This is a genomic window from Streptomyces chartreusis (genome assembly GCF_008704715.1).
Classification (GTDB): Bacteria; Actinomycetota; Actinomycetes; order Streptomycetales; family Streptomycetaceae; genus Streptomyces; species Streptomyces chartreusis.
Genome location: NZ_CP023689.1, coordinates 5,862,339 through 5,878,543 on the forward strand (window position 1 = coordinate 5,862,339; position 16,205 = coordinate 5,878,543).

Genomic DNA, 16,205 nt, shown 5'->3' on the forward strand with positions numbered 1-16,205 from the left:
GCCGGGCCCCCGTGGGGAAGCCCGGCCCTTCGGTGCGTCGAGGCGCTACTCGGCCTTGATCGCGTTCAGCATGTTGAGCTTCGCGGCGTTGCGGGCCGGCCACATCGCGGCCAGGACGCCCACCAGACCGGCCAGCACCAGGAAGATCCCGATCCGGTCCCAGGGCAGGACCAGCGCGTAGCCCGGGATCTGGTCGGCGAAGGTCTCGCCGATCGCCCAGCCGAGGAACGAGCCGAGACCGATGCCGACCACCGCGCCGAACACCGAGATGACCACGGCCTCCAGCCGGACCATCCGCTTCACCCGGCGCCGGTCGAGACCGATCGCCCGCAGCATGCCGATCTCCTGCTGCCGCTCGAACACCGACATCGCGAGGGTGTTGACGACACCCAGCACCGCGATGATCAGGGCCATCGCCAGCAGGCCGTACATGATGTTCAGCAGGGTGTTGATGGCCCCGCCGAACTCGTTGCGGATGTCCTGCCGGTCCATGACGGTGATCGCGGGGTTGTCGCCCAGCGCGTCGATGAGGACCTTCTCGTTCGCCGAGGACTGGCCGCCGTCGACCTTCACGAAGATCTGCCGGATGTACGGCTTCGCCTCGTGCTCGTTCACCACCTCGGTGTCGATGAGGACGGGCGAGAGGAACTCGCTGTCCTTGTAGACCGCGCCGACCGTCAGCGTGGCCTTCTTCTCGTCGGCGAAGGTGAAGGAGACGCTGTCGCCGGGCTTCCAGCCCTTGCTCTTCGCCGTCTTCTCGGCGACCGCGATCTGCCCCTTCGCGAGCGAGTCGACGTTGCCGCTGACGACGTCGACGTTCAGGACCCGCTGGATGTCGCCCGGGGTGACCGCGGAGGCGGACACGTAGTCGTCGCCGGCCTGGAGGTAGGCGTCCTGCTGCGGGGAGACCGCGGAGACGCCCTTGGCCTTCTCCAGCGCCGTAAGGGCGGACTGGTCGAGGTCCCCGCCGTTCGCCATCGAGACCATGTAGTCGGCCTTGATGTTGTCCGTGGTCATCTTGTCGATGGCCGTGCCGACCGTGATGCCGAGCACCGACAGACCGGTCACCAGCGTCAGTCCGATCGCCAGCGCCGAGGCGGTGGCTCCGGTACGGCGCGGGTTGCGGACCGCGTTCTGGCCGGCCAGCTTGCCGGCCACTCCGAAGGGGCCGACGAGCAGCGGGCGGACGAGCGCGATCACGGGCCGCGACAGCAGCGGGATCAGGATGATCACGCCGATCAGCGAGAAGAACGCCCCCGCCCCGATGTACATCCGGCCGTCGTCGCCGCCGGTCGAGGCGCCCAGCACGATCCCGGCCGCGCCGAGGGCGGTGATGGCCGCGCCGATGGAGTTGCGCAGCACCAGCGACTTGGTGGTGGCCACCGCGTGCAGGCTGTTCATGGCGGCGACCGGCGGGATCTTCGCGGCCCGGCGGCCGGGCAGCCAGGCGGCGAACATCGTGATCAGCACGCCGACCGCGATCGCGGCGATCACCGGCGTGGCGGACAGGACCAGCGGGCCGTCCGGGATCTTCATCTCGAACGCGGCCATGCCGGAGCGCAGACCGACCGCGAGGCCGATGCCGAGGACGAAGCCGATCACCGAGGCGACCAGGCCGACCACCGCGGCCTCGGCGAGCACCGAGCGGGTGATCTGCTTGCGCGACGCACCGACGGCGCGCATCAGGGCGATCTCCTTCGTGCGCTGGGCGACCAGCATCGTGAAGGTGTTGGAGATCAGGAAGACGCCGACGAACAGCGCGATGCCGGCGAATCCGAGCAGGACCTGCTTGAGGTTGCCCATGCCCTGTTCGATCTGCTCGGCCTGCTCGTCCGCGAGCGCCTTGCCGGTCTGGGCATCGGCGGTGTCGGGCAGCAGCGGCTTGACCGCGGCCAGGATCTTCGCGTCGTCGGCGCCGGGGGCGGCGGTGACGGTGACGCTCTCGAAGTAGCCCGGCTTGAGGTACTGCTTCTGGGCGACCGCGGTGTCGAAGAGGACGAGGCTGCCGCCGGCGTTCACGGCGCCGTCCTCGGTGGTGAAGACACCGCTGAGGGTGTACTCCTTCACCGGGCCGTTGGTGGCGACGCGCACCCGGTCGCCGACCTGGTACTCGCCCTTGGTCGCGGAGTCCTTGTCCAGGGCGATCTGATCGTCCTTCACCGGGCCGGAGCCGTCGGTGAAGGTGTAGGCGCTGTCCTTGCCGTCCTTGCCGGGGGCGAAGTTGGAGCCCTTGTTGGACCAGCCGACGCCGATCAGCTTCCCGTCGGGGTCGGCGACCCCGGCGAAGCCCTCGACGCGGCCGTACGCGCCGGCGACGCCGTCGACGGCGGTGATCTTGTCGAGGGTCCTGCCGGAGAGGCCGGGCTCTTCCTTGGGGTTGTCCGGGTCGGCGTGCGAGGTGACGGAGACGGCGACGTCGTCGTAGCTCTTCGCCGACTGGTTGCGGAAGGCGTTGGAGAGGGTGTCGGCGAAGACCAGGGTGCCGGAGACGAACGCGACGCCGAGCATCACGGCGAGCACGGTCATCAGGAGCCGGGCCTTGTGCGCGAGAACGTTGCGCAGGGCGGTGCGGAACATCAGCTGGTGCGGCCCTTCGCGTCGAACTGCTTCATGAAGTCGAGCACGTTGTCCGCGGTCGGCCGGTACATCTCGTCGACGATGCGTCCGTCGGCCAGGAACACCACGCGGTCCGCGTACGCGGCGGCCACCGGGTCATGGGTCACCATCACGACCGTCTGCCCCAACTCGCGTACAGAGTTGCGAAGGAAGCCCAGCACCTCGGCGCCGGAGCGCGAGTCGAGGTTTCCGGTCGGCTCGTCGCCGAAGATGATCTCGGGGCGGGAGGCGAGGGCGCGGGCCACCGCGACGCGCTGCTGCTGGCCGCCGGAGAGCTGGGCGGGGCGGTGCTTGAGCCGGTCGGAGAGACCGATCATCCGGATCACCGAGTCCACCCACTGCTGGTCCGGCTTGCGGCCCGCGATGTCCATCGGGAGGGTGATGTTCTCCAGCGCGGTCAGCGTCGGCAGCAGGTTGAACGCCTGGAAGATGAAACCGATCTTGTCCCGGCGCAACTTGGTGAGCTGCTTGTCCTTCAGGGTGCCGAGTTCGGTGTCGCCGATGCGCACGGAACCGGAGGAGAAGGTGTCCAGACCGGCGACGCAGTGCATCAGCGTGGACTTGCCGGAGCCGGACGGGCCCATGATCGCGGTGAACTCGGCCTGCCGGAAGTCGACGGAGACCCGGTCCAGGGCGACCACCTGGGTCTCGCCCTGTCCGTAGATCTTCGACAGATCCGTGGCCCGCGCGGCCACGGTCGTGGCCCGGTCGGCGATGGGTGCGGTGGTCACGAGAAGGACGCTCCTATGGGGACGGCGGTGTGTTCGACGTACGTATCCATCGTCCCGGCCGTCCGGCGCCGTGTAGTCCGTCCCTGTTCCGGTTCCGAAGGCAGACTGCGGATGGACCGGAGGCGGCCGCGTCATACCTGAGGATGACGGCGACCCCTGACACCTGTTCGCATCGGGAACAGGTGGAGCGTCCTTGTTCGGGCGGTGAAATTCCGTCATTCCGCATGCGCCGCCGGCGGCCGCACGGAAGGCTATTGGCAAGTGCGGATGGCGTGTTCCGCGGGCTGATGCACCCTCAGACGTCAATAAAATAAGACAACATCGGTCCGCCCGTCCGCTGTTCGGGGGATGTATCCCGATAGGCTCGGGACCTCGATGCGGAGCCCATGGCCTGCCCAGATGGTGGAATGCAGACACGGCGAGCTTAAACCTCGCTGCCCCTTCGCGGGCGTGCCGGTTCAAGTCCGGCTCTGGGCACTTCCGACACCCCTCCCTTCCTTCAAGAGTTGACCCCGGTTCAACAGTTCCCGCACAACCGTTGACAGCGGATGCGCCCGGACGGAGACTCGCACGAAGATGGTGAATAAAACTTCACCATACGAACAGTGTGAAGGGAAGCGACCGATGCGCACCACCGTCGGCATCATCGGAGCGGGCCCCGCCGGCCTCCTCCTCGCGCGCCTGCTCCACAACGCCGGCATCGACTCGGTCGTCCTGGAGAGCCGCGACCGGGCCTACGTCGAGCACCGCCAGCGCGCCGGAATCCTGGAGCAGGGCACGGTGGACGTGCTGCGCGCGGCCGGCGCCGGGGAGCGGATGGACCGCGAGGGCCTGCCGCACGACGGCATAGAGCTGCGCTACGACCGCAAGCGCCACCGCGTCGACTTCACCGCCCTCACCGGCGGCCGCTCGGTGATGGTGTACGCCCAGACCGAGGTCTGCAAGGACCTCATCGCCCTCCAGTCGAAGGAGGGCGGCCCGCTGCTGTTCGAGGCGGAGGCGCTGGCCGTCGAGGGCGCGGACACCGCCGCCCCGCGCGTGCGCTTCCGGCGGGACGGCGTCGAGGACGTCCTCGAATGCGACTACGTCGTCGGCTGCGACGGCTTCTGGGGCGTGGCCCGCAGGGCGATCCCCGAGGAGCTGGTCCGGGTCTTCGAGCGGACGTACCCCTTCGGCTGGCTCGGCATCCTCGCCGACGTCGCCCCCTCCCACGACGAGCTGGTCTACGCCCGCCACGACCGCGGCTTCGCCCTGCTGTCCATGCGCTCCCCGTCGGTCTCCCGCCTCTACCTCCAGGTGCCCGAGGGCACGGAGGCGGACTCGTGGAGCGACGACGAGATCTGGGCCGAGCTGGAGCGCCGCTTCGAGACCGCGGACGACTGGCGCCTCGAACGCGGCCCCATCACCCAGAAGTCCGTCACGCCCATGCGCTCCTACGTCCACGAACCCATGCGGCACGGCCGGCTCTTCCTGGCCGGTGACGCGGCCCACATCGTGCCGCCCACGGGCGCCAAGGGACTGAATCTCGCCATCGGCGATGTCGTCACCTTCGCGCGGGCGCTGACGCACGAGAGGCGGACGGGCTCGCCCGCACTCCTCGACGCCTACTCGGCGACCTGTCTGCGCCGCGTCTGGCAGGCCGAGCGGTTCTCCTACGACATGACGACACTGCTGCACCGTGCCCCGGGCGCCACGCCGTTCGAGGACCGGCTCCAGCTCGCGCGCCTGGAGCGGATCGCGGCGTCGAGGGCGGCGGAGACGGATCTCGCCGAGGCGTACACCGGGTTTCCGTTCGGGTGACGAGGGGTGAAGGCCGGGGGAGTGATCTCCGACAGGTTCCGGCCACGTCGCAGGTTGGTCATGAATGGGCCCGGCCGTGGCTGGGAATCACCCGGCCGCGTAGCGTGTTGGCCAGCACGACGAGGGAAAGATCCTCCCCAAGCACTAGGGTCAATCCTTTGCCTACCTATTACTCTTGAGCCAAGGCCGCGCACGGCGGCCATGGAGGAGTGAAATGAGGAGCAGCAACCCGGTCTTCTCGCGACGGGGGTTCAGCCGCGACAACGGCTACGCGGGCTTCAACACCGCGCCGCAGGCCGGGGGCGCCGCTGTCGGCACGCAGGGCAACCCTTACGCCCAGCCGCAGGCCGGCAACCCGTACGCGCAGAACCCGTACGCCCAGCAGGCCCCGTACGGCGCACCGCCGCAGGCCCCGGCCACCACCGGTCGCATGACGATGGACGACGTCCTCATGCGCACCGGCACCACGCTCGGCATCCTGATCGTCACCGCCGCGCTCGCCTGGGCGCTGCTGCCGGTCGACGACGCCAACATCAGCCGGTCCTACGGCATCGCGATCGTCGCCGGTCTGGTCGGCATGGTCCTGGCGCTCGTCCAGTCCTTCAAGCGCAAGGCGTCGCCCGCGCTGATCCTGTCGTACGCCGCGCTCGAGGGTGTGTTCCTCGGTGTGGTCTCCAGCGTCGTCGACAACCGCATCGCCAGCGGTGCGGCCATGCAGGCCGTGCTCGGCACGCTCGCGGTCTTCGCCGCGGTGCTGGTGGCCTACAAGGCGGGCTGGATCCGCGTCAACCGACGGTTCGTCGGCTTCGTGATGGCGGCCGCGCTCGGCTTCATCGCCCTGATGGCGATCAACCTGCTGTTCGCGGTCTTCGGCGGCGGTGACGGCCTCGGCTTCCGCAGCGGCCCGCTCGGCATCCTGTTCGGCGTCATCGGCATCCTGCTCGGCGCCTGCTTCCTCGCCCTGGACTTCAAGCAGGTCGAGGACGGCATCGCCTACGGCGCGCCGCGCGAAGAGGCCTGGATGGCGGCCTTCGGCCTCACCATGACGCTGGTGTGGATCTACATGGAGTTCCTGAGGCTCATCTCGATCCTCAACAGCAGCGACTGACACTCCTTCGGGCACGGCACCGCCGTGAGCGAGACATGACCAAGGGCCCCGGGTTCTCCCGGGGCCCTTCGTCGTCCCGGTGCGCGCTCAGAGCAGTTTGCGCGCGGCCCTCCTCAGGTCGTACTCGTGGATGAGCGCCTTCGCGTGGCCGTACGCGAGGTTGTGCTCGTGGCGGAGCCAGCTGACCTTCTCCTCGAAGTTGAAGAGAGCGGGGCCTTCTTCGACTGCGCGCAACCAGTCGGCGACTTCACGACCGGTGCAGTGGGGGATGCGGGCGAGCATGTTGCGGTGGGTCTCCTCGGAGAGGACGTGGGACATCGGCGCCTCCGGACGCAAAGGGGATGTAAGCCGGTCCTTCAGGTCACCGTGCCTGAGCGTTCGCCCGTTGGCAACAGTCGCGTACGCTCACGGCGTGGTTGATACGACGCGTCTGACCCGAGCCGTAGATCACTTCGCCGACCGGTTGCGGGCGGCACCGCAGAGCCGGCTGCAGAGAAGCGCCGCCGCGGAGGCGCTGGCGCTGGCCAGGGAGTTCGCCCGGCGGGCGCAGCTTCTGGAGGCACCGGGGTCGGAGCCCCGGGAGATGCCCGACGCCGGGATGTTCGCGGCGGCGGACCAAGTCATCGTCGCCGTCCACGACTTGGCCCTCGTACTCACGGACGAGGGAGAGGTCGAGGAGGCGGTGCGGCTGGTGGAGGAGGCGCAGAAACGGGCCGGGGTGTGAGCCCTAGAGGGACGCTATGACCCGGTCGGCCAGGATGTAGACGTTCTCCTCGCCGCACGCGAACGTCAGCGTGTACGCGCCCGAGATGCCCGAACCGCCCAGCAGCACCGGCGTCTCGCCCGCGCGCAGCGCCGTCGCCAGTCGCTCCGCCGTCTCGCGGTGGCCCGGCGTCATGCACAGCGTGGTGCCGTCGGCGAAGACGTAGACGTCGAGGGTGCCCAGGGGGCCGGGGCGGACGTCGGTCAGCTCGGTGGCGGAGGCGGCCAGGTCCTCGAGGGTGGCCACGGTGCGCTCATGGTCGTTCACCACCGGCGACGGGGCCGGGACGAAGTCCGGGTGGGAGGGGTGACGGCGGCGGGCCGCGGCCAGTTCGGGGGACTCCCCGGCGAACTCGTCGGGCTCGGCGGTCGGCTCGGTCACCGGCTCCAGGTGCTCCAGACCCGCGAAGTCGGCCTGTCGGGGCAGGAAGAGCTCGCTGTCGGACAGGCCCAGCAGCGTGGGCGCGTCGGAGGCGTCACGGGCCTCCTGGGCGGCCCAGAAGGCGCGTGCCTCGGCCAGTTCCCGCTCGCGTTCCTCGGCGAGCGCCTCGGCCACCGCCGCGCGTATCTCATCGGTGTCGGCGGAGACACGGGCCTGCGGGACGAGGCCACGGGCCGTGGCGGCGTTGTTCTGTGCCAGCTCGGTGTGCAGGGCCGCGACCTGTCGGCGCAGCCCCATGAGGGTGCGCAGGACGGCGACGCCCACGGCGCCGGTGGCGGCCGTGGTGAGCAGCAAAGCGATCGGCATGGCGCTCACTGACGTACTCCCGGTTCAAAGTCGACCCCCGACTTCCTACATCAGCTTGAAGGGCGGACTATCCAGCTGTCAGTGCGTAAGGTCACGAAACGGACAGGGATTTGGGTCTGGGGTTTGGTGCTGAAACTGTTCTGACCTGCGTAAATCCCTCCGCGAAGGGAGATAGGTCACATCCTGGGGGAGATTGGATCACAAAACGGCCCAGAACCTTGGAGTTTCTCGGGTTCTGGGCCGAAGGCTCACGCTGGGTCGTGCGGCGACTACGCAAACAGTCGCTCTCGGGGGGTCAGCTCAGGCGCTCGATGACCATCGCCATGCCCTGGCCGCCGCCGACGCACATCGTCTCCAGACCGAACTGCTTGTCGTGGAACTGGAGGGAGTTGATGAGCGTGCCGGTGATGCGGGCGCCGGTCATGCCGAAGGGGTGGCCGACGGCGATGGCGCCGCCGTTGACGTTCAGCTTGTCCAGGTCGATGCCCAGGTCGCGGTAGGAGGGGATCACCTGGGCGGCGAACGCCTCGTTGATCTCGACCAGGTCGATGTCGTCGATGGTCAGGCCGGCGCGGCGCAGCGCCTGGTTGCTCGCCTCGACCGGGCCGAGACCCATGATCTCGGGGGACAGGCCGGAGACGCCGGTGGAGACGATGCGGGCGAGCGGGGTGAGGCCGAGCTCGCGGGCCTTGGTGTCGGACATGATCACGACCGCGGCGGCGCCGTCGTTGAGGGGGCAGCAGTTGGCGGCGGTGACGAGACCGTCGGGGCGGAAGACCGGCTTCAGGCCCTGGACGCCCTCCATGGTGACGCCGGCGCGCGGGCCGTCGTCCTTGGCGACGACGGTGCCGTCGGGGAGGGTCACCGGGGTGATCTCGCGCTCCCAGAAGCCGTTCTTGATGGCTTCCTCGGCGAGGTTCTGCGAGCGGACGCCGAACTCGTCCATGTCCTGACGGGTGACGCCCTTGGACCGGGCCAGGTTCTCGGCGGTCTGGCCCATCGCGATGTAGGCGTCCGGCACGAGGCCGTCCTCGCGCGGGTCGTGCCAGGTGGTGCCCTCCTGCTGGGCGACCTCGGCGGTGCGGGCCTCGGCCTCGGCGAAGAACGGGTTGTGGGTGTCCGGGAGGCTGTCGGAGTTGCCCTTGGCGAAGCTGGAGACCATCTCGACGCCCGCCGAGATGAAGACGTCGCCCTCGCCGGCCTTGATGGCGTGCAGGGCCATGCGGGAGGTCTGCAGCGACGAGGAGCAGTAGCGCGTGACGGTGCAGCCAGGGAGGTGGTCCATGCCCATCTGCACGGCGACGATACGGCCGAGGTTGTTGCCCTGCTCGCCACCGGGGAGACCGCAGCCGAGGTGCAGGTCGTCGATGTCGCGCGGGTCCAACTCGGGGACCTTGGCGAGCGCGGCCTGGATGATCGTGGCGGTGAGGTCGTCCGGGCGCAGGTCCTTCAGGGAGCCCTTGAAGGCGCGGCCGATGGGGGAGCGGGCGGTCGAGACGATCACGGCTTCGGGCATCACGGCTCCATGGGCATACCGGGGGGTCGGGCAGGACTGTGAGGGAAGTTACCCGCACGTATGGACAAGGTCACGGGCATGGCGGTGTGACCCTTGCCGCAATTTAATAAGCGCTTGCTTTCCTCGCTGGGCCGCGCGCTACGACGACGGTGTCACCGGGGCCCGGTCCGGCTCCGGGACGCGCCGACGGCGGCGGCGCTTGAGCAGGGCCCAGGGGCCCTTGGGGCCCGTCTGCATGGCGGCCGTGACCTCCGTGCCAGCCTCCGAGGCCGCCTCGGCCGCTGCCCGGGCCACCGGCAGGAAGCCCTCGCGGCGGGTGACGTCGGGGCGCTCCTCCTCCGCCGGCCACAGGCCCAGCGTGGCGCAGACCGTCGGCAGCACCGCCATCGCCGCGGTGGCGTAGCCCTCCGCCGAGGGGTGGTAGTTGTCCGGGCCGAAGAGCTCGCGCGGGTTCGCCTCGAACTCCGGGCCGAGCAGATCGCCCAGCGACACCGTACGGCCGCCCTGCTCGACGGCGCCGATCGTCTGGGCCGCCGCCAGCTGACGGGAGGCGCGCCGGGCCAGCCAGCGCAAGGGCTGCTGCACCGGCTCGATGGTGCCCAGGTCGGGACAGGTGCCGACCACCACCTCCGCACCGGCCGTGCGCAGCCGCCGTACCGCCGAGGAGAGGTGGCGCACCGAGCGCGTCGCGGGCATCCGGTTGGTGACGTCGTTCGCGCCGATCATGATCACGCAGACGTCCGGGGTCAGGGCCGGGTCGGCCAGGATCAGGGCCACCTGCCGGTCCAGGTCGTCCGAGCGGGCGCCCGGCAGGGCCACATTGCGCAGGACCACCGGGCGCTCCGCCACCGCCGCCAGCCCCGACGCCAGCAGCGCGCCCGGGGTCTGGCCCGCGCGGTGCACGCCCTGGCCCGCCGCCGTCGAGTCACCCAGCATCGTCAGCCGCAGCGGCTGTTCCCCGGGGGTCGCGTAGAGGTGGCCGTAGCGGCCGTCGGCGTTCGGCACGTGGTTGCTCGTGCCGTTGCCCACGTGACGCCGGGCCATCCGCACCTCGGCGAGCAGCAGGCCCACGGCCGCCGCGCCGGCCAGACCGATGCCGCCTCCGCCGTACGCGGCGCCCGCCGCGATCCGCCGGGCCACCCTCGCCCTAGACATGCTCGTCATGCGTCGCCGCCACCTCCTCATAGCCGTACATCAACTGCTTGCCCCGCACGGACCGTCGCCCAATCCCAACCGCGAGTGAACGACCTTCACCGGACCCGCGCCGGCCGCAGGGCCTAGGCTGGCGTAACCACTACGACCACCCTTTTTGCAGCATCCGGAGACAACGGTGCATTTCCACGACTCGATGATCAGTCTCGTCGGCAACACCCCGCTGGTGAGGCTCAACAACGTGACCAAGGGCATCCAGGCCACCGTCCTGGCCAAGGTCGAGTACTTCAACCCGGGCGGATCCGTGAAGGACCGCATCGCCCTGCGCATGATCGAGGCCGCCGAGGAGAGCGGTGCGCTCAAGCCCGGCGGCACCATCGTCGAGCCGACCAGCGGCAACACCGGCGTCGGCCTCGCGATCGTGGCTCAGCAGAAGGGGTACAAGTGCATCTTCGTGTGTCCCGACAAGGTCAGCACCGACAAGATCAACGTGCTGCGGGCCTACGGGGCCGAGGTCGTGGTCTGCCCGACCGCCGTGGACCCCGAGCACCCGGACTCGTACTACAACGTCTCCGACCGCCTGGTCCGTGAGACGCCGGGCGCCTGGAAGCCGGACCAGTACTCCAACCCCAACAACCCGCTCTCCCACTACCACTCCACCGGCCCCGAGCTGTGGGAGCAGACGGAGGGGAAGATCACCCACTTCGTGGCGGGCGTGGGCACCGGCGGCACCATCTCCGGCACCGGCCGCTATCTGAAGGACGCCAGCGACGGCAAGGTGCAGGTCGTCGGCGCCGACCCCGAGGGCTCGGTGTACTCCGGCGGTTCCGGGCGGCCGTACCTCGTCGAGGGCGTCGGTGAGGACTTCTGGCCGACCGCCTACGACCGGACCGTGGCCGACGAGATCGTCGCCGTGTCCGACAAGGACTCCTTCCAGATGACCCGGCGCCTGGCCAAGGAGGAGGGCCTGCTGGTCGGCGGCTCCTGCGGCATGGCCGTCGTGGCCGCCCTGGAGGTCGCCGAGCGGCTCGGCCCGGACGACGTCGTGGTCGTGCTGCTGCCCGACAGCGGCCGCGGCTACCTCAGCAAGATCTTCAACGACGAGTGGATGGCCGACTACGGCTTCCTGGAGGACGAGGGCCCGAACGCGCGCGTCGCCGACGTCCTCAACGACAAGGAGCACGGCGCCATCCCCTCCCTCGTCCACATGCACCCGGACGAGACGGTCGGTCAGGCCATCGAGGTGCTGCGCGAGTACGGCGTCTCGCAGATGCCGATCGTGAAGCCGGGCGCCGGTCACCCGGACGTCATGGCGGCCGAGGTCGTCGGGTCGGTCGTCGAACGGGAGCTGCTGGACGCCCTGTTCACCAAGCGGGCCTCCCTCGACGACCCGCTGGAGAAGCACATGTCGGCGCCGCTGCCGCAGGTCGGCTCCGGCGAGCCGGTCGGCGACCTGATGTCGGTGCTGGGCGGCGCGGACGCGGCGATCGTGCTGGTCGAGGGCAAGCCGACCGGTGTGGTCAGCCGGCAGGACCTGCTGGCGTTCCTGGCCAAGGGCGGGAAGTAGCGGCGAACCTGCGGTGAACGGGCCGTGTCCGCGGCGAACTTGCGGTGACCGGGGCCGCTCGGGCCGTCGCGGAACTGGTACGAGCGCGACACGTTCACGCAGCACCCGCTTAACACGGGTCCGGCACATTAGTGGGTGTCGGCAGGGCGGGAGCGGCTCCCCGCCCGAGCCGGCGCCGAACGTCCAAGGACCTCCGGAGCGGCTCCCGGACCTCCATGGACGCCACGGACGCGCAAGCCCGGCCCTGACCCGGCCCGCGTCCTTCGCGGGGACCGCCGTCGTCCCGCCCCCCGGCAACGGGGGTGCGGCGGTCCCCGCGCACACCCCTTCCGGCGAGGGGAACTACACCCCTGCGGTGGCCCAACTCCCCAGCAGCGCAAGCCTCTCGGCCGTGTCCGAGCCTCGCTGCGGTGTGTACACCACCACCGTCTGCTCCGGTTCCGTCGGGACGGTCAGTGTCTCGAAGTCGAGGGACAACAGGCCCGCGAGCGGATGGTCGATGCTCTTGCTGCCGGCCAGGCAGGCCTGGACCTCGTGGTCCGCCCACATGCGGCGGAAGTCCTCGCTCCTGCCGCACAGTTCGCCGACGAGGGTGTTCAGTTCGGGGTCGTCGGGGCGGCGGCCGGCGTTCAGTCGCAGATGCGCGACCGCCTGGGCCGCGATGCCCGGCCAGTCTGGGTAGAGGTCGTGGGCGGCCGGGTCGAGGAAGACGTGCCGGGGGATGTTGCGGTCCTCAGGGGCGGTGTCGCCGTAGCCGTTCACCGTGCCGGCGAGGGAGTTCCACGCGAGGACGTCCATACGCGGGCCCATCACGAAGGCCGGTGTGCGCTCCATGCTGTCCAGCAGCGCCTGGATGCCGGGGCGGACCCGTGTCGCCTCCGGCCGGCGTGGGCCGCGGCGGCGGGGCCGGGCCACCGTGTACAGATAGGCGTGCTCCGTCTCGTCCAGCCGCAGAACCCGCGCGATGGCGTCCAGAACGGCATCCGAGACGCTCGGCCCCCGGCCCTGTTCCAGACGGACGTAGTAGTCGACGCTCACCCCCGCCAGCTGCGCCACCTCCTCGCGGCGCAGTCCCGGAACGCGGCGCCGCCCGTACGACGGCAGCCCCAGCTCCTCCGGGCTGATCCGGCCACGGCGCGAGCGCAGGAAGTCTCCCAGGTTCCCGTCCATGGGTTCGAGCCTAGACCGGCGGCGGGTCGTGAGCCTGGTACTGCCAGACACAGGAACAACGCATCCCTGGGTAGGGCGGGCGGGGCGGCCGAGGGTGGTGGCGACAGACGCACCACGGAAGTCACGGAGGACTCCCATGTCGTACGAGAACCTGACCGGCCGTACCGCCGTCGTGACCGGAGCGGCGAGCGGGATCGGCGAGGCCGTCGCCGTGCTGCTCGCGGAGCGGGGCGCACGGGTGGCGCTGCTGGCCCGGCGCGAGCAGCGGCTGGGCGAGGTCGCCGCGAAGATCACCGCGGGCGGCGGCAGCGCGCTGGCCGTCGTCGCGGACGTCACCGACGACGCGTCCGTGGCCGCCGCCGTGGCACGGATCCACGAGGCGTACGGGCCTGTCGACCTCGTCGTCAACAACGCCGGCGTCATGCTGGGCAACCCCGTGGAGGCGGGGCGGCTCGACGAGTGGCAGCGGATGATCGACACCAATGTGACCGGGGTGCTGCGCGTCATCCGGGCGTTCACCGGCGATCTGGTGGCGGCGGCCGGCGAGGGCCGCACGGCCGACCTGGTCGACATCTCGTCCGTCGGCGCGCATCTCGCGTTCCCCAACTACGCGGTGTACGGGGCGACGAAGGCCGCCGTCACGCATCTCTCCCAGTGCCTGCGCACCGAGTTCGGGCCGCGTGACGTGCGGGTGACCAATGTGGAGCCGGGGTTCGTGGAGAGCGAGCTGCGGCTGCACACCGACAACGCCGAGGTGTCGGGGCAGGTCGACGGCATGCTCGAAGCCGTGGGCACGCTGGCCGCCGAGGAACTCGCCGATGTGGTGGCGTACGCGGTGAGCCGGCCGCGGCATGTGAACCTGCGGCAGATCATGGCGATGCCCACCCGCCAGGCGTGAGCCCGCCGGTCCGCCGCCGGGCTCAGTCCTCCCAGCGGTCCTCGTCCTTGGCCCTGTGGCGCCAGCCCCGGAACAGACCGGGGTTGGTGCGGGCCGCCTGGACGACGTTGACGCCGACGATGCCGACCCAGCTGACCAGCAGGCCGGGCAGATGGGCGGTGCCGGCGCCGATCGCGGACAGCGGGATCGCCAGGACCAGCGAGACGATGCCGAAGCCGAAGCGCTCGCCGAAGGTGTCCGTGGACTTCGGCGACCGCGCGCCCCGCGCCGCGACCATCTGCTGCTCGGCCAGCTGGCGCCGCAGCCGGCGCTCGACGGCCCCGTCGATGCGCTGGTCGACCTTCTCCATGAACGAGTCGACCAGCGCGGACTCGTAGTCGTCGCCCAGTTCCCTGCGTGCCTGCAAGGTGGCGTTCAGTTCCTTCTTGAGCTCGGTGTCCCGCGCGTCCATTCCGGTCATACCCCCAAGGTAGGCAGCGGGGGACACGACCGCACTGGGGTTAGCCCCCCTGTTGGTCGGGGGGTGCGCCGTCACTTCACCAGGCCGTGTTCCTCGGCGTAGGCGTTCGCCACGTCCTCCGGGTCCTTCTTGTCCTTGTCGACCAGCCGGTTCAGCTCGGTGAGCTGCTCGGTGGTCAGGGTGTTGCCGAGTTCGGCGAGGGCCTTGCGGACCGTGGAGTCGGCCTTGCGGTCGGCGATGAGGGGGACGATGTGCTGGCCGGGGATGAGGTTCTTGGGGTCGCTCAGCACCACCCAGTCGTTGGCCTGGATGTCGGTGTCCGTGGTGAAGAGGTTCGCCACGTCCACGTCGCCCTTCTTCAGAGCGCCCTTGACCAGCGGCCCGGAGGAGTCCAGCGACTTGAACTCCTTGAACTCCACGCCGTAGACGTCCTTCAGGCCGACCGCGCCGACCTCCCGCTTCTTCACCTCGGGCGCCGCGCCGATGACCAGCCTGCCGTTCTGCTTCTTCAGGTCGGCGAGGGAGGTCAGGCCGTACTTCTCGGCCGTCTCACGGGTGACGACGAAGGCGTCCGAGTCCTCGGCCATGCCGTACGGCAGCACCTGGAGGCCGCTGGGGAGGGCGACGGTGAGGGCGTTCTGCATCTCGCCCTCCTCGGTCGCCGTCGCCTTGGGGGCGACGTAGTGCAGCAGGGCGCCCTGGTACTCGGGGAGCAGGTCGATGTCGCCGCCCTTGAGGGCCGGGATGAGGATCTCTCGGGTGCCGAGGTTGGGGCGGACGCTGACCTTGACGCCGGCCGCCTCCAGGACGGCGGCGTACAGGTACCCGAGCACCTGGTTCTCGGTGAAGTTGGCGGTGCCGATGGTGATGCCGCCCTTGCTGGAGCCGCCGCCGGAGCCGGCGGAGCCCTGGCCGTCGAGGGAGGTGATGCCGCCGGAGCAGGCGGCGAGGGCGGGGACGGAGGCGGCTGCGAAGAGGCCGCCGAGGAGCGTGCGTCGGTTCATCGAGAGTCCCTAGGCAGTGCGGTGGCGGAAGAGGAAGCGCTGGAGGCCCGAGAGGGCGAGGTCGAGGGCGACGGCGACCACGGCGACCAGCACCGCGCCGCCGAGCACCTGCACGAGGTCGCGCTGGGCGAGGCCGTCGAAGACGTAGCGGCCGAGGCCCCCGAAGGAGACGTACGCGGCGATGGTGGCCGTGGCCACGACCTGGATCAGCGCCAGGCGCAGGCCCGTCATGATCAGCGGCAGGGCGAGCGGCAGTTCCACCTGGATCAGGACCTGGTGGCCGCGCATGCCCTGGCCGCGCGCCGCGTCCTTCACGTCCGGGTCGACGGCCGTCATCCCCGCGTAGGTGTTGGTGACGATCGCCGGGACCGCGAGGGCGACCAGCGCCACGTAGACCGGGAGCATGGACAGTCCGCCGGCCAGGAAGACCAGCACGACCAGGCCGACGGTCGGCAGGGCGCGGCCGAAGGACGCGAGGTTGATCGCGAGGAAGGCGCCCTTGCCGGTGTGGCCGATCAGGAGGCCGATGGGGAGGCCGATCGCCGCCGCGATGAGCGTGGCGAGCAGGGAGTACTGGAGGTGTTCGGCCAGGCGGTGCGCGATGCCGTCGGAGCCGGACCACTGCTCGCCGGCGACCAGCCACGCGCCGAGGTTCTTGAAGAGTTCGTACATG

The 16,205-nt window shown here is 70.3% G+C and carries 15 protein-coding genes and 1 tRNA gene; 6 read left to right on the forward strand and 10 right to left on the reverse strand.

Annotated features, from left to right (window positions below):
• Positions 1-45 precede the first annotated feature (45 nt).
• Positions 46-2,577, reverse strand: a complete 2,532-nt coding sequence (locus tag CP983_RS25750) for an ABC transporter permease (protein WP_107905789.1) — start codon at positions 2,575-2,577, stop codon at positions 46-48.
• Complete coding sequence (locus CP983_RS25755) at positions 2,577-3,347, reverse strand: ABC transporter ATP-binding protein (protein WP_030950468.1); 771 nt, start codon at positions 3,345-3,347, stop codon at positions 2,577-2,579. The genes CP983_RS25750 and CP983_RS25755 overlap by 1 nt, the downstream gene beginning before the upstream one ends.
• 393 nt (positions 3,348-3,740) lie before the next feature.
• On the opposite strand from CP983_RS25755, the gene CP983_RS25765 reads away from it, so the two are divergent.
• From CP983_RS25765 to CP983_RS25775, 3 genes are all read left to right on the forward strand, one after another.
• Positions 3,741-3,824 (forward strand) — tRNA-Leu (locus CP983_RS25765).
• 147 nt (positions 3,825-3,971) lie between these two features.
• Positions 3,972-5,147 carry a 4-hydroxybenzoate 3-monooxygenase gene (locus tag CP983_RS25770; protein WP_150502100.1) on the forward strand — a complete coding sequence of 392 codons (1,176 nt, stop codon included), beginning with the start codon at positions 3,972-3,974 and terminating at the stop codon, positions 5,145-5,147.
• Between the two features lie 214 nt (positions 5,148-5,361).
• Entirely contained in the window at positions 5,362-6,255 is an 894-nt protein-coding gene (locus CP983_RS25775; RefSeq protein ID WP_107905787.1) for a Bax inhibitor-1/YccA family protein, read from the forward strand.
• 87 nt (positions 6,256-6,342) lie between these two features.
• Here CP983_RS25775 and CP983_RS25780 read toward each other — a convergent pair whose 3' ends face one another.
• Positions 6,343-6,573 (reverse strand): DUF4287 domain-containing protein, encoded by a 231-nt coding sequence (locus CP983_RS25780; protein ID WP_030950471.1) that lies wholly within the window; start codon positions 6,571-6,573, stop codon positions 6,343-6,345.
• A 94-nt stretch (positions 6,574-6,667) separates the two neighbouring features.
• Between CP983_RS25780 and CP983_RS25785 the strand changes: the two genes are divergently transcribed.
• Complete coding sequence (locus CP983_RS25785; RefSeq protein WP_163016927.1) at positions 6,668-6,979, forward strand: hypothetical protein; 312 nt, start codon at positions 6,668-6,670, stop codon at positions 6,977-6,979.
• 3 nt (positions 6,980-6,982) lie between these two features.
• Here the strand turns inward: CP983_RS25785 and CP983_RS25790 are convergent, their stop codons facing one another.
• The 3 genes from CP983_RS25790 to CP983_RS25800 form a co-directional block, all read right to left on the reverse strand.
• Positions 6,983-7,774 carry a hypothetical protein gene (locus CP983_RS25790; protein WP_037863950.1) on the reverse strand — a complete coding sequence of 264 codons (792 nt, stop codon included), beginning with the start codon at positions 7,772-7,774 and terminating at the stop codon, positions 6,983-6,985.
• 286 nt (positions 7,775-8,060) lie between these two features.
• Positions 8,061-9,281: an acetyl-CoA C-acetyltransferase gene (locus CP983_RS25795; RefSeq protein ID WP_150502102.1), complete on the reverse strand. Its 1,221-nt coding sequence runs from the start codon at positions 9,279-9,281 to the stop codon at positions 8,061-8,063.
• Positions 9,282-9,419: 138 nt separating this feature from the next.
• On the reverse strand, positions 9,420-10,445 hold the full coding sequence (locus CP983_RS25800; protein WP_107905785.1) for an SGNH/GDSL hydrolase family protein: 1,026 nt from the start codon (positions 10,443-10,445) through the stop codon (positions 9,420-9,422).
• A gap of 166 nt (positions 10,446-10,611) precedes the next feature.
• On the opposite strand from CP983_RS25800, the gene CP983_RS25805 reads away from it, so the two are divergent.
• The gene (locus tag CP983_RS25805) at positions 10,612-12,000 is read left to right on the forward strand and encodes a cystathionine beta-synthase (RefSeq protein WP_030959229.1); all 1,389 of its coding nucleotides are present in this window, start codon (positions 10,612-10,614) and stop codon (positions 11,998-12,000) included.
• 342 nt (positions 12,001-12,342) lie between these two features.
• Here the strand turns inward: CP983_RS25805 and CP983_RS25810 are convergent, their stop codons facing one another.
• Positions 12,343-13,170, reverse strand: a complete 828-nt coding sequence (locus CP983_RS25810; RefSeq protein ID WP_150502104.1) for a helix-turn-helix transcriptional regulator — start codon at positions 13,168-13,170, stop codon at positions 12,343-12,345.
• Positions 13,171-13,306: 136 nt separating this feature from the next.
• Between CP983_RS25810 and CP983_RS25815 the strand changes: the two genes are divergently transcribed.
• Complete coding sequence (locus CP983_RS25815; RefSeq protein WP_125528272.1) at positions 13,307-14,068, forward strand: SDR family oxidoreductase; 762 nt, start codon at positions 13,307-13,309, stop codon at positions 14,066-14,068.
• Positions 14,069-14,090: 22 nt separating this feature from the next.
• Here the strand turns inward: CP983_RS25815 and CP983_RS25820 are convergent, their stop codons facing one another.
• The 3 genes from CP983_RS25820 to CP983_RS25830 form a co-directional block, all read right to left on the reverse strand.
• Positions 14,091-14,528: a hypothetical protein gene (locus CP983_RS25820; protein ID WP_107905782.1), complete on the reverse strand. Its 438-nt coding sequence runs from the start codon at positions 14,526-14,528 to the stop codon at positions 14,091-14,093.
• 71 nt (positions 14,529-14,599) lie between these two features.
• Positions 14,600-15,532, reverse strand: coding sequence for an ABC transporter substrate-binding protein (locus CP983_RS25825; protein WP_150502106.1), 933 nt, complete (start codon positions 15,530-15,532; stop codon positions 14,600-14,602).
• 9 nt (positions 15,533-15,541) lie between these two features.
• Positions 15,542-16,204, reverse strand: a complete 663-nt coding sequence (locus CP983_RS25830; protein ID WP_150502108.1) for an ABC transporter permease — start codon at positions 16,202-16,204, stop codon at positions 15,542-15,544.
• Position 16,205: the final 1 nt, after the last annotated feature.

Coding starts and splice junctions, on each gene's coding strand:
- CP983_RS25750 (WP_107905789.1), bottom strand. CDS start 2,577: ATGTTCCGCACCGCCCTGCGCAACGTTCTCGCGCACAAGGCCCGGCTC.
- CP983_RS25770 (WP_150502100.1), top strand. CDS start 3,972: ATGCGCACCACCGTCGGCATCATCGGAGCGGGCCCCGCCGGCCTCCTC.
- CP983_RS25775 (WP_107905787.1), top strand. CDS start 5,362: ATGAGGAGCAGCAACCCGGTCTTCTCGCGACGGGGGTTCAGCCGCGAC.
- CP983_RS25780 (WP_030950471.1), bottom strand. CDS start 6,573: ATGTCCCACGTCCTCTCCGAGGAGACCCACCGCAACATGCTCGCCCGC.
- CP983_RS25795 (WP_150502102.1), bottom strand. CDS start 9,281: ATGCCCGAAGCCGTGATCGTCTCGACCGCCCGCTCCCCCATCGGCCGC.
- CP983_RS25800 (WP_107905785.1), bottom strand. CDS start 10,445: ATGACGAGCATGTCTAGGGCGAGGGTGGCCCGGCGGATCGCGGCGGGC.
- CP983_RS25810 (WP_150502104.1), bottom strand. CDS start 13,170: ATGGACGGGAACCTGGGAGACTTCCTGCGCTCGCGCCGTGGCCGGATC.
- CP983_RS25815 (WP_125528272.1), top strand. CDS start 13,307: ATGTCGTACGAGAACCTGACCGGCCGTACCGCCGTCGTGACCGGAGCG.
- CP983_RS25820 (WP_107905782.1), bottom strand. CDS start 14,528: ATGACCGGAATGGACGCGCGGGACACCGAGCTCAAGAAGGAACTGAAC.
- CP983_RS25825 (WP_150502106.1), bottom strand. CDS start 15,532: ATGAACCGACGCACGCTCCTCGGCGGCCTCTTCGCAGCCGCCTCCGTC.
- CP983_RS25830 (WP_150502108.1), bottom strand. CDS start 16,204: ATGTACGAACTCTTCAAGAACCTCGGCGCGTGGCTGGTCGCCGGCGAG.